At 71.9% G+C, this 12762-nt stretch carries 11 protein-coding genes; all 11 read left to right on the top strand.

Annotation, left to right across the window (positions count from 1 at the left end; all coding sequences use genetic code 11):
• Positions 1 to 48 precede the first annotated feature (48 nt).
• Positions 49 to 1101, top strand: coding sequence for an iron-siderophore ABC transporter substrate-binding protein (locus tag AA0Y20_RS03350; protein ID WP_412937448.1), 1053 nt, complete (start codon positions 49 to 51; stop codon positions 1099 to 1101).
• The gene (locus AA0Y20_RS03345; RefSeq protein WP_412937446.1) at positions 1091 to 2143 is read left to right on the top strand and encodes a FecCD family ABC transporter permease; all 1053 of its coding nucleotides are present in this window, start codon (positions 1091 to 1093) and stop codon (positions 2141 to 2143) included. Before AA0Y20_RS03350 ends, AA0Y20_RS03345 begins: the two co-directional genes overlap by 11 nt.
• Complete coding sequence (locus AA0Y20_RS03340; RefSeq protein WP_412937444.1) at positions 2140 to 3186, top strand: FecCD family ABC transporter permease; 1047 nt, start codon at positions 2140 to 2142, stop codon at positions 3184 to 3186. The genes AA0Y20_RS03345 and AA0Y20_RS03340 overlap by 4 nt, the downstream gene beginning before the upstream one ends.
• On the top strand, positions 3183 to 3986 hold the full coding sequence (locus AA0Y20_RS03335) for an ABC transporter ATP-binding protein (protein ID WP_412937443.1): 804 nt from the start codon (positions 3183 to 3185) through the stop codon (positions 3984 to 3986). Before AA0Y20_RS03340 ends, AA0Y20_RS03335 begins: the two co-directional genes overlap by 4 nt.
• A 224-nt stretch (positions 3987 to 4210) precedes the next feature.
• Entirely contained in the window at positions 4211 to 5866 is a 1656-nt protein-coding gene (locus AA0Y20_RS03330; protein WP_412937441.1) for an ABC transporter substrate-binding protein, read from the top strand.
• A 30-nt stretch (positions 5867 to 5896) separates the two neighbouring features.
• Complete coding sequence (locus AA0Y20_RS03325; RefSeq protein ID WP_412937439.1) at positions 5897 to 6853, top strand: ABC transporter permease; 957 nt, start codon at positions 5897 to 5899, stop codon at positions 6851 to 6853.
• Between the two features lie 12 nt (positions 6854 to 6865).
• A complete protein-coding gene (locus tag AA0Y20_RS03320) occupies positions 6866 to 7798 on the top strand; it encodes an ABC transporter permease (protein ID WP_412937436.1) in 933 nt (310 codons plus the stop codon).
• Positions 7795 to 9444: a dipeptide ABC transporter ATP-binding protein gene (locus tag AA0Y20_RS03315; protein ID WP_412937434.1), complete on the top strand. Its 1650-nt coding sequence runs from the start codon at positions 7795 to 7797 to the stop codon at positions 9442 to 9444. The genes AA0Y20_RS03320 and AA0Y20_RS03315 overlap by 4 nt, the downstream gene beginning before the upstream one ends.
• Positions 9441 to 10784 (top strand): M20/M25/M40 family metallo-hydrolase, encoded by a 1344-nt coding sequence (locus AA0Y20_RS03310; RefSeq protein ID WP_412937432.1) that lies wholly within the window; start codon positions 9441 to 9443, stop codon positions 10782 to 10784. The genes AA0Y20_RS03315 and AA0Y20_RS03310 overlap by 4 nt, the downstream gene beginning before the upstream one ends.
• Positions 10781 to 11656: a DUF1684 domain-containing protein gene (locus AA0Y20_RS03305; RefSeq protein ID WP_412937430.1), complete on the top strand. Its 876-nt coding sequence runs from the start codon at positions 10781 to 10783 to the stop codon at positions 11654 to 11656. The genes AA0Y20_RS03310 and AA0Y20_RS03305 overlap by 4 nt, the downstream gene beginning before the upstream one ends.
• Positions 11653 to 12753 (top strand): LLM class flavin-dependent oxidoreductase, encoded by a 1101-nt coding sequence (locus AA0Y20_RS03300; RefSeq protein ID WP_412937428.1) that lies wholly within the window; start codon positions 11653 to 11655, stop codon positions 12751 to 12753. Before AA0Y20_RS03305 ends, AA0Y20_RS03300 begins: the two co-directional genes overlap by 4 nt.
• The last annotated feature ends 9 nt before the right edge of the window (positions 12754 to 12762 follow it).

Below are 12762 nucleotides of genomic sequence, written 5' to 3'. Positions count from 1 at the left end.
CGTGCGACCGGATCACCGGTCGCACAACCCTCTCCAGCCAGGATCCTCATGCACACCGCTCTCTCACGTCCGGCGGGCCGCGCCGCCGCGGCCGTCGCCGCCCTCATCATCACCGGAGCCGGCCTCGTCGCCTGCTCCGCCCCCACGGACCAGAACGCGAGCACGGCACCCGCCGCGGACGGCTCCGACGCTGCCGGCTTCCCCGTCACCGTCACGTCCGCCCTGGGCGACGCGGTGATCCCCGAGAAGCCCGAGCGCATCGCGACATGGGGCTGGTCGACGCAGGACGCGGTGCTCGCGCTCGGCGTCGTCCCGGTCGCCATGCCCGCGTTCGCCTACGGCGGCGTCGACGGCGTGCTCCCCTGGGATGCCGACGCGATCGAGGACCTCGGCGGCGAGACCCCCACGCTCCTGACGGGCGGCGACACGGGCGAGCCGAACATCGAAGAGTTCGTCGAAGCCCGCCCCGACGTCATCCTCGCGCCCTACTCGGGGCTGACACAGGAGCAGTACGACGCCCTCAGCAAGGTGGCGCCCGTCGTCGCGTACCCCGACCAGCGCTGGGCGACCTCGTGGGAGGACCAGACCGCCATCGTCGGCCAGGCGCTGGGCCTGACGGATGCGGCCGCCGACCTCGTCGCTCAGGTCGACGCCGACATCGCCGACCTCGCCGCCGAGTATCCGGCGCTCGCAGGCACGTCCTTCGCCTACGGAGCGAACAACCAGCCCGAGATCTTCAACGTCTTCCGCGATGACGACCCGCGCGTACAGCTGCTCACCCAGCTGGGCATGACGGTCGCCCCCTCGGTCGAGACGCTCGCCCCCGACGACGACAGCTACTTCTACCAGCTCGGCTTCGAGAACCTGAACGCCCTCGAGTCCGACGTGCTCGTGGCCTACTTCGGCACACAGGCAGACGTGGACGCGTTCGTCGCCGACCCGCTCGTCGCCGCCATGCCGCAGGTGAAGGAGGACCGCTTCGCCCCGATCGTCGGCGAGTCGTTCGTCATGGCCTCGAGCGCGCCCACGGTGCTGTCGATCCCGTGGATGCTCGACCAGTACGTTCCGCAGCTCGCCGCCGTCGCCGAGCGTGTCGGCTGACACCCTCGCGCTTCCCCGGGGCAGGGGCCGCTCGCCGCGGTCGCTGCCCCGTCGGCGCGTCTGGGCGGGGGCGGCGGTCGCGCTCGCGCTCGGGGGCGTCGTCGTCGCGAGCCTCGCGGTCGGGACGTCCGAGATTCCTCTCGGCACCGTCTGGCATGCGCTGACGGCCTACGACCCCGCCGATCCGGAGCACATCGCGATCGTCGAGAAACGTCTGCCGCGCACGGTCGTCGGCATCATCGTCGGCGCCGCGCTCGGACTGTCGGGCACCCTCGCCCAGGGGGTGACCCGGAACCCGCTCGCCGACCCCGGCATCCTCGGCGTCAATCAGGGAGCCGCCCTCGCTGTGGTCGCAGCCATCACGGTCTTCGGTGCGACCGGGCCGAGCTCGTATCTCTGGTTCGCGATCGTCGGCGCGGCGATCGCCGCCGCCATCGTCTGGGTGCTGTCGTCGCGAGGTCGCGACGGGGCCACCCCGGGCAAGCTGGCCCTCGCGGGAGCGGCCGTGTCCGCCGCGCTGTTCTCGCTCGTCTCGGCGGTGCTCATCGTCAGCCGCGAGGCGCTCGACGCCATGCGCTTCTGGCAGGTCGGCGCCCTGGCGGGACGTGGTCTCGACGTCCTCGTTCCGGTGCTGCCGGTGCTGATCGTCGCGGCCGCCGTCGCGCTGGCGTCGGGTCGGACGCTGAACCTCTTCGCCCTCGGGGATGAGACCGCCGCGGCCCTCGGCCTGCGGGTGAACCGCGCGCGCCTGCTTCTGGCGATCGCGCTGGTCGTTCTCGCTGCCGGCGCGACGGCGGTCGCGGGTCCCATCGCCTTCGTCGGTCTGATCGTGCCGCACGCCGTGCGCAGCATCGCGGGCCCGGATTATCGGTGGATCCTGCTCTTCGCGGCGCCGACCGCCGCCGTCCTCCTCGTCGCGGCGGACGTCGTCGCCCGGATCGTCGCGCGACCGGGCGAGCTGCAGGTCGGCATCGTGGTCGCGGCGGTCGGCGCGCCGTTCTTCATCGCGCTCGTGCGGCGGGGTCGGATGGCGGGGCTGTGACGGGCGCGGTTCCCGCAGCTCTCGCTCAGCCGCTCCGCCGAGCAGCTGCCCGCCGGGTCGTGATCGTCTCGGCGAGCGCCGCCGTCGCGGTCGCCGTCCTGTTCGCCGTGGCGCTGCTGCTGGGACCGGCGGCGCTCTCGCCGGCTGAGGTCATCGAGGCGATCACGGGCCGCGCCCAGCCGGTCGTGTCACTCGTCGTCTGGGAGCTCCGGATGCCGCGCGCCCTCGCTGCCGTCGTCGTCGGCGCCTGCCTCGGCGCCGCGGGGGCCGTCTTCCAGTCGGTGCTGCGCAACCCGCTCGCGAGCCCCGACGTGCTGGGGGTCACGGCGTCCGCCGGGACGGTCGGTGTGGCCGCCGTGCTCGGTCTCGGTGTCAGCGGCATCGCACTGACCGGTCTCGTCGCCGGCGGGTCGGTCGTCGCCGCGGCGCTCATCGGCGTCCTGGCCTGGAACCGCGGGCTGCACGGCATGAGGCTCATCCTCGTCGGCGTCGGGTTCTCCGCCTTCGCGACGGCGCTCACCGGAACCGTGCTGACCCGTGCGGAGATCCGCGATGTCAGCGTCGCGTACACGTGGCTCGTCGGCAGCCTGAGTGGCTCGTCGTGGGCCGTCGTCGGGACGAGCGGGGTCGTCGCGGTCATCGTGTTCGCCCTGCTGGTCCTGCAGGTGCGGGGTCTGCGTGGGCTCGAGCTCGACGACGCGACCGCCGCGGCCCTGGGCGTGCGCGTGCAGCGGGTCCGGATCGGTGTGCTGCTCACCGCCGTCGTCCTCGCCGCGATCGCCGTCGGAGCGAGCGGACCGATCGGCTTCGTCGCCCTGATGGCGCCGCAGATCGCGCGACGCCTCGTGGGTCCGGGGTCGATCTCGCTCGTGGCCTCGGCCGCCGTCGGCGCCGCCCTCGTCAGCGCGGCGGATCTCATCGCGCAGTACGCGGTACCCGGCATCCCCTTTCCCGTCGGGGTCGTGACGGGAGCGATCGGCGCGCCCTACCTCGCCTGGCTGCTGACACGTTCCGACCCCACCCGACCGGGAGGCACCCGATGACCACCGCCGACCACCGACTCAGCGCCGAGGCGATCACGCTCGGCTACGACGGAGTCACGATCGTCGACGGCCTGTCGCTCGCCGTGCCACCCGGGCGGATCACCGTGATCGTCGGAGCGAACGCGTGCGGGAAGTCGACGCTGCTGCGGGCTCTCGCCCGGCTGCTCACGCCCACCGCGGGCGCGGTGCTGCTCGACGGCGCCGACATCCGTTCGCGGCCGACCGCGGAGGTCGCGCGTGTGCTGGGGCTGCTGCCGCAATCGCCGGTCGCTCCGGAGTCGATCCTGGTGGCCGACCTCATCGCCCGCGGACGGTATCCGCATCAGAGCTGGCTGCGGCGACGCGCATCCGAAGACGACGCGATCGTCGACGCTGCGATGCGCACGGCAGGGGTCGCCGAGCTCGCCGACCGCTCCGTCGATACCCTCTCGGGCGGTCAGCGCCAGCGCGTCTGGATCGCGATGGCCCTCGCGCAGCAGACCGATGTCATGCTGCTCGACGAACCGACGACCTACCTCGACATCAGCCACCAGATCGACGTGCTGGACCTGCTCGTCGACCTCAACCACCAGCGCGGCACCACGATCGTGATGGTGCTGCACGAGCTGTCGCTCGCGTGCCGTTACGCCGACCATCTCGTTGCCATGTCGGGCGGGCGCATCGTCGCGGAGGGCGCTCCAGCCGATGTCGTCACAGCCGACCTCGTGCGCGAGGTGTTCGGCATCGACGCGATCGTCATCCCCGACCCCGCTTCCGGGGCGCCGCTCGTCTCGCCCCTCGGCCGCCACCACCGCGCCTGAGGTGCGCCTCCCCCTCCCCCCCCCCCCCCGGAGGTCGACTCGCCACGTATTGCGGATGAGGGGGCGTCAGCATCCGCATTCTCTGGCGACTCGACGCAAGGCGGGAGGGGATAACCCTGCGCTGGATGACGCTGCGTGACGGGGTGTGAAGCTGGGTGTCGGGGTCTTCCGCTGTGTGACGGGGGCGCGCGCGGGCCGCGTCGACGGTCGCGAGCCTGGGACGCATGCCTCTCCTCCACGCCCGTTCCCGCGCCCGCACTCGTTCTCGTGCGCTCCGCGTCACCGCACCGACCGCGCTCCTCGTCGGCGCGGCGGCCGGGGCCCTCCTCCTGTCCGCCTGCAGCTCGACGACCGCCGGCGCGAGCCCCTCGCCGTCGGGCGAACCCGTCTCGGGCGGCACGCTGACCTTCGCGATCTCCGTCGACAGCCAGTGCATCGATCCGCAGCAGGTCGGGAACAACGACGCGATCGCGATCGCCCGGCAGACCGTCGCGTCGCTGACCACGCAGGATGCCGAGACGGGCGAGATCCTGCCCTGGCTCGCCGAGGACTACGAGGTCAACGCCGACGCCACGAGCTTCACGTTCACGCTGCGCGACGGCGCGACCTACGCCGACGGCGCTCCGATCGACGCCGCCTCGGTGAAGACGAACTTCGAGGCGATCCAGGCGCTCGGCGCGAAGGCGCCGCTCGGGTCGTCGTACCTGGCCGATCTCGCGAGCATCGACGTCGTCGACGACAGCACCGTGACGATCGCGTTCTCGCGTCCGAGCGCGCAGTTCCTGCAGGCGACGTCGACGTTCAGCCTCGGGCTGCTCTCGCCCGCGACCGCCGCGGTGAGCCAGGCCGACCGCTGCCTCGGCGACTACGTCGGCTCGGGCCCGTTCTCGGTCGAGAACTACACGCCGAACCAGGGCGCGACCCTCGTGCGTCGCGAGGGCTACGACTGGGGCCCCTCGACCAACGATCACACCGGCGAGGCCTACCTCGACGCGATCGAGTACGTCGTCGTTCCCGAAGCAGGCAACCGCACCGGCAGCCTGCAGTCGGGGCAGATCGACGCGACCACCGGTATCTCCGCGACCGACGCCGTGCTGTTCGAGGGCGACGGCTTCTGGAGCGAGAACCGCGCCAACCCCGGCGTCGTCTACAACCTCTACGCGAACCAGTCGACCCCGAAGCTCGCCGACCCCGACGTGCGCCTGGCGATCCAGAAGGGCATCGATCGCGAGGAGATCACCGCGACCCTGCTCGGACCCGACGACAAGCCGGCGGTGTCGCCGCTCGCCTCCTCCACGCCGTACTTCACCGACCTGAGCGACGTGCTCGAGTACGATCCGGATGCCGCGGGCGACCTGCTCGACGAGGCCGGGTGGACGGTCGGCGCCGACGGCATCCGTGAGAAGGACGGCGAGAAGCTCAGCTTCCTCGTCACGTACTGGCAGTCGCCCAAGGAGGTGCTCGAGCTCGTCCAGCAGCAGCTGCGCGAGATCGGCGTCGACCTGCAGCTGAAGTTCGCCAGCATCGCCGACTCGCAGGCGGCATCCGCCGACGGCACCTACGACTTCGTCTACGGCAACCTGACCCGGTCCGACCCCGACGTGCTGCGTACGGTCTTCACGGCCGACAACCCGACCGGCAACACCCGGCGCACCACACGCACCGCCGTCGACGACCTGCTCGACGAGCAGTCGGCGATCACGGATGCCGCCCAGCGTCAGACCGTCGTCGACGACGCGGCACGCGCGCTCGTGACCGAGGGCATCACCATCCCGATCTACGAACTGTCGACCACCATCACCGCGTCGTCCAAGGTGCGGGGTCTCACGTTCGAGGCGTCGAGCCGTCTCGACTTCTACGACGCCTGGATCACCGAGTAAGCGCGCCGAACGGACGGGGAACGGATCATCATGTGGCTGGCATACATCGCGCGACGCGTCGGACAGGGCCTGGTCGTGCTCTGGGCGGCGTACACGATCTCGTTCCTCGTCCTCTATCTGCTGCCCGGTGACGCCGCGGCGTTGTTCGCCGGCGGTGCCGACCAGGAAGCGGTCGACCCCGAGCTCGTGGCGCGGCTGCGCGCCGAGCTCGGGCTCGACCGGCCCCTGTGGGAGCAGTACCTCACGGCGCTCGGCCGGGCCCTGGTCGGCGACTTCGGCACCTCGACGCAGACCGGTCGTCCCGCCGCCGACCTGCTCGGTGAGGCGCTGCCTCCGACGCTCGCCCTGACCGGCTTCGCCTTCGTCCTGTCGATCGTCCTCGGCGCGGTCCTCGCCCTCGGGGCCTCGCTCACGCGCACCCCGTGGCTGCGCAACCTGCTGTTCTCGCTCCCCCCGATCGGCGTCTCCATCCCGGTGTTCTGGATCGGTCTCCTGCTGCTGCAGGCGTTCTCGTTCCAGCTGCGACTGTTCCCGGCGATGGGCGACGACGGCTTCGTGAGCCTCGTGCTGCCCGCCGTGACGATCGCGATCCCCTCGGGGGCGTTCATCGCCCAGCTGCTCTCGCGCAGCCTGCGTTCCACCCTCGCGCAGCCCTACGTCGAGGTCGTCCGCGCGAAGGGCGCCGGCGAGGCCCGCGTGCAGTTCGGCCACGCGCTGCGCAACGCCGTCATCCCGACCCTCACGATGGGCGGCGTTCTCGTGGGCGGGCTGCTCTCGGGCGCCGTCGTGACCGAGACCGTCTTCTCGCGCCTCGGCATCGGTCGGCTGGTGGTGACCGCCGTCAACAACCGGGACGTGCCCGTCGTGCAGATCGTCGTGGTGTTCGCCGCCCTCGTGTTCGTCATCGCCAACCTGCTCGTCGATCTCGTCTACCCGCTCGTCGACCGCCGCATCACGCTCGCGCGCACGGCGTTCGTCGCCGCCTGAGCCGGAGGAACCATGGCCATCATCCTCGACGCACCCGCCCGTCCCGCCGACCCCGCCGACCCCACCGGCCCGGGGCCGAGCGGCAGCCGCCGACCGCCCCGTGCCGGAGCGGATCGGACGCGCGCCGCGCGCGGCATCCGGTCGTTCCTGCGCCAGCCGACGCTCGTGCTCGCCGTCGCGGTGCTCGCCCTGGTCGTGCTGTGGGCATTGGTGCCGACCTGGTTCACGTCGTGGGACCCGATCGAGGGGGTGGCCCGCGACCGGCTGCAGCCGCCGTCGGCCGAGCACCTGTTCGGCACCGACAACCTCGGCCGCGACCTGTTCGCCCGGGTCGTGCACGGCTCGGCCACCTCGCTCGCCGCGACGAGCGTCGCCGTCGTCGTGGGGCTCACGGTGGGCTCGGTGTTCGGGCTGCTCGCCGGCTTCCTGCGCGGATTCGTCGACGACGCGATCATGCGCTTCATGGACGTGCTGCTGGCGATTCCGAGCCTGCTGCTCTCGCTCGCTCTCATCACAGCGCTGGGCTTCGGGACGATCAACGTCGCTATCGCGGTCGGACTCGCGAGCGTCGCGTCGTTCTCGCGCGTCATGCGCGCCGAGGTGCTGCAGGTCGCGACGGCCGTCTACGTCGAGGCCGCCCGGGTGTCGGGCGTGCGGTGGTACACGATCCTGGCGCGCCACGTGCTGCCGAACGCATCGGGACCGGTCGTCGCCCTCGCCGCCCTCGAGTTCGGCGTCATGGTGCTGGCGATCTCGTCGCTGTCGTTCCTCGGGTTCGGCGCACCGCCGCCGACACCCGAGTGGGGATCGCTCGTGTCGGGCGGCCGTGACTACCTCGCGGTCGCCTGGTGGCTGACGACGCTTCCGGGACTCGTGATCGTCGCCGTCGTACTGTCCGCCAACCGCATCTCACGCGCTCTCGAACGCAACGGAGGAACCCGATGACCGCCCCGCGCACCCCCCTGCTCGAGGTCGACGGACTGGCCGTGTCGTACACGGTCGACGGCGAGACACGCACGGCCGTGACGGATGTCTCGTTCTCGGTCGACCGTGGAGAGGTCGTCGCCATCGTCGGCGAGTCGGGTTCGGGAAAGAGCACGACCGCGCATGCCGTCATCCATCTGCTCGCACGCAATGCCCGCGTCGACGCCGGTGCCATCCGGTTCGACGGCGAAGACCTCACCGGGCTGTCGTCCCGGGCCTGGCGCGAGGTGCGCGGTCGCAAGATCGGTCTGATCCCGCAGGACCCGGGAACGAGCCTGAACCCGGTGAAGCGCGTGGGTCGCCAGGTCGGCGAACCGCTCGTGATCCACGGACGCGCCTCGCGCCGCGCAGCCGACCGGCAGGCGGTGCAGTTGCTCGGGCTCGCCGGCATCCCCGAGCCCGAGGCCCGGGCGCAGCAGTTCCCGCACCAGTTCTCGGGCGGGATGCGGCAGCGCGCTCTCATCGCCGCGGCGCTCGCGGCCGAGCCGCAGCTCGTGATCGCCGACGAGCCGACGAGCGCCCTCGACGTCACGGTGCAGAAGCAGATCCTCGACCACATCGACACGCTCGCCGACACCCTCGGCACCGCCGTACTGCTCATCACGCACGACCTCGGCGTGGCCGCCGACCGGGCCGACCGCATCATCGTGATGCAGCACGGGCGCATCGTCGAGCAGGGACCGGCGAGCGCCGTGCTCGGCGACCCGCAGCATCCCTATACGCGCGCGCTCATCGCGGCGGCGCCGGGGCTGCGGGCGACCGGTCTGCGAACGGCGGATGTGCAGCCTGCAGCGCATGTGCAGCCTGAAGCGGATGTGCAGCCCGCCCCTCTCCTCGAGGTCTCCGGGCTGCGCAAGGAGTTCGCGCTTCCCGGACGTCGCCGCCTCGTCGCGGTCGACGACGTGACGTTCACGGTCGGACGGGGCGAGACCCTCGCGGTCGTGGGCGAGTCGGGGTCGGGCAAGAGCACGACGGCGCGGCTCGCGCTGCGGCTCGAGCAGCCCACGGACGGCGGCATCCGCTTCGACGGGGTCGATCTCGTGAGCGCCGGCCGCGAGCAGCTGCGGTCGCTCCGCCGTCGGTTCCAGCTCGTGTACCAAAGCCCGTACGCCTCGCTCGACCCGCGGTTCACGATCGCGGACGTCATCGACGAGCCGCTGCGCGCGTTCGGCATCGGTGACCGGACACGACGCGCAGCCCGCGTCCGGGAGCTGCTCGATCGGGTCGCACTGCCCGCCGACACCGCGCGGCGCCGACCCGCCGAGCTGTCGGGCGGGCAGCGCCAGCGCGTCGCGATCGCCCGCGCTCTCGCGACGGATCCCGACCTCGTCGTCCTCGACGAGGCGGTCTCGGCCCTCGACGTCTCGGTGCAGGCGCAGATCCTCGATCTGCTCGTCGAGCTGCAGCAGCAGCTGGGGGTGTCGTACCTCTTCATCAGCCACGACCTCGCCGTCGTACGCGAGATCTCGGACCGTGTCGCGGTGATGCAGAAGGGGCGCATCGTCGAACAGGGGGCGACCGCCACGGTGCTGACGTACCCGCGCGAGGAGTACACGCGCCGCCTGATCAACGCCATCCCCGGACGCGCACGAGAGGCCGTCGCATGAGCGGCATTCCGGGGCTCGCCGAGCAGACGACCGAGCTGCTGCGGCAGCTGATCCGAAACGCCGCGGTCAACGACGGCACCCCCGACTCGGGGCAGGAGTGGCGCCAGGTGCACACGCTGCAGGAGTTCTTCGCCGGCTCGGGCGTCGAAGGCGTCGTCGTGGAACCGCATCCGGGACGTCAGTCGCTGATCGTCCGGATCGAGGGCACCGACCGCGGCGCTCCGTCGCTCGCGCTCGTCGGCCACACGGATGTCGTGCCCGTCGAGCCGGCCGGCTGGGAGCGCGATCCCTTCGGCGCCGAGATCGTCGACGGTGTGCTGTGGGGACGCGGAGCGATCGACATGCTCAACCTCACCGCGGCCTACGCCGTCGTCACCCGGGCGATCGCGACGAGCGGCTTCCGTCCGCGCGGCGACCTCGTGTTCGCGGCCGTCGCGGACGAGGAGAGCGGCAGCAGGTTCGGTGTCGGTTGGCTCACCGAGCACCGACTCGACCTCATCGACGCCGACTACGTCCTGACCGAGTCGGGTGGCGCGCACGCCGGCTCCACGCCGTCGCTCGGAGTCATGGTGGGAGAGAAGGGCGGAGCCGGCCGCCTGCTGCGGGTGCGGGGCGTGCCGGGCCACGGCTCCGCGCCGTGGGGGACCCGTAACGCCGGCGTGATCGCAGCGGAGGCGGTGACGCGGCTCGCGCGATTCCGCGGCCCCACGGTCATCACACCGCAGTGGCGCGCCTACGCGGAGGCCCTCGAGCTCGACCCCGACGTGAGTGCGGCGGTCACCGATCCTGCGCGGTTCTTCGAGGGCGTCGACGCGCTCGGAGACCTCAACGGCTTCGCGCACGCATCGACGCACACGACCATCTCGCCCAACGTGGTGCGCGCGGGCGAGAAGGCCAACGTCATCCCTGGCGAGGCGACCGTGCAGCTCGACATCAGGATCTTGCCGGGTGTGACGCGCGATGACGTCCACGGCTACCTGCGCGAGGCGCTCGGCGATCTGCTCGAGCACGTCGAGATCGAGGGCGACTGGTTCGGCGAGTCGACGATCTCGCCGACGGACACGCCGCTGTTCGCCGCGCTCGGAAGCGCCGTGCGCCGGGCCTACCCCGGCGCGGAGCTGCTTCCGATGCTCGGCATCGGCGGCACCGACGGCCGGTTCTACCGGCGGCGCGGCATCCCGGCCTACGGGTTCGGCGTGCTCAGCGAACGCTGGGACTACGGCACCTTCCGCCGGCTGTTCCACGGCCACAACGAGCGCATCGACCTGGCCTCGCTCGACCTCACCGTCCACGCGCTCGACCACGTCGTGCGCACCTTCCACGATCAGGAGAACACATGAGCACGACGATCGACGACAGTATCCCCGGGGGCACCATCGACCGCGCGGCCTTCGGGCGCGACTGGGAGACGTGGCACCGCGAGCACGAGGCGCGGCGGGCCGACCCGCACGGTTTCCTCGCGGTGACGGGGCTGCACTGGCTCGGCGATACCGCCGTCACGCTGCCCGACGCACCCGGCACGTGGACGCTCGGGCCCGACGGGCCGGTCGTGAGCCTGGCCGACGGCGAGACGCTCGACCTCGACGGCGAGACGCTGCGCGGCGAGCACGCCTTCGGCGAGATCCCCGAGCGCGGCGGTGTGAACCTCGGCTTCGCGGACGGCGATGTCACCGGGGTGATCGAGCTCGCGCAGCGAGGCGGTCACACGATCGCGCGTCCGCGGCGCGACGATCATCCCTTCCTGGCGTCGTACACCGGCACGCCCACGTACGTTCCCAATCCGCGCTGGCGGGTCGCGGCGCGGTTCCGGGCGTTCGACGAGCCCCGTCCGACCGAGGTCGGCGCGGCCGTCGACGGCCTCACGCACGTTTACGACGCTCCGGGAGTGCTGGAGTTCTCGTGGCGCGGTGAGACGTTCTCGCTGACCGCTTTCCCGGGCCACGCCGGGCCGGGAAGCCTGCTCGTCCTCTTCACCGACGCGACGAGCGGACTCACGACGTACGCCGCGAACCGGTCGGTCTCGGTCGCGGCGCCCGACGACGACGGCTGGACGGTCATCGACTTCAACCGCGCCGTGAACCTGCCGTGCGCCTACACCGACCACGCGACGTGTCCCCTGCCCCCGGCGGAGAACCGGCTGCCTATCGGCATCGAGGCGGGCGAGAAGACCCCGCTCGCCCGCGTCAGCGCCGACACGGAGGTGTCACGATGAGGTTCCAGCTGCTCGACATCGTGCCCTACCGCCCCGATCCCGTCACCGGCCGCCAGGTGTCACCGGCCGACCGGTTCGCCGAGACCGTCGAGCAGGCGGTCCGGGCCGAGGAGTGGGGGCTGGATGCCGTCGCCGTAGGCGAACGCCACGCGGGCCACTTCATCTCGTCGTCGCCGACCGTGCTGCTCGCGGCGATCGCGGCGCGCACCAGCCGCATCCGACTCAATTCGGGTGTCACCGTGCTGTCGGTCCTGGATCCCGTGCGGGTCGCCGAGGACTACGCGACGATCGACCAGCTCTCCCGCGGCCGCCTCGACATCACGATCGGGAAGGGCAACGAGGTCGCGCAGTTCCCGTTGTTCGGCCTCGACATCGACGATCAGTGGGAGCTGCTGGCCGACAAGTACGCGCTGCTACGCACGCTCTGGCGCCATGAGGACGTGTCGTGGCCGGGCTCGCGCTACACGCGACCGCTGACGGGCGTCACGACCCTCCCCCGCCCGTTCGCCGGTGCGCCCCGGGTCTGGCACGGCTCGGCCACCACCCTGTTCTCGGCGGCGCTGGCCGCGCAGTACGGCGATCCGCTCTTCAGCGCCAACGCCATCCAGCCGCTCGAGAACTACGGTGTGCTCGTCGACCACTACCGCGCCGAGTTCGCCCGGCACGGGCACGATCCCCGCGGCGCGTTCGTCGGGGCGGGGTCGGGTGCGCTGTTCATCGCGGACACGACCCAGGAGGCCATCGCGGCCTACGGCCCGGTGTACAACGCGCTCGTCGCGGCGACGAACGTGCCCGGCAACAACACCCCGTTCCGCGACATCGAGCACGCGGTCGCCGAGGGGCCGGCACTGGTCGGCACGCCGCAGCAGGTGATCGACAAGATCGCGCGCTTCCACGGCCGGCTGGGGCACGACCTGCAGTCGATCAGCCTTCCCACGACTGTGCCGTTCTCGCACCAACTGGAGATCCTGCACCGCTTCGCCACGGAGGTCGCCCCGGTGCTGCGGCGCGAGCTGCCGACGGATCTGTGGACCGAGCTCGACCCCGCCGCGGATCGGGCGCGGGCCGCCGCCGCCCAGGTGCCCGTGCCCGCGTGAGTTCGCGGG

Origin of the sequence: Microbacterium pratiae (assembly GCF_047302165.1) — a bacterium.
In the GTDB taxonomy this organism is placed as follows: domain Bacteria; phylum Actinomycetota; class Actinomycetes; order Actinomycetales; family Microbacteriaceae; genus Microbacterium.
Note: the sequence above shows the minus strand (reverse complement) of the source record. Positions and strands in the feature narration are given on the sequence as shown.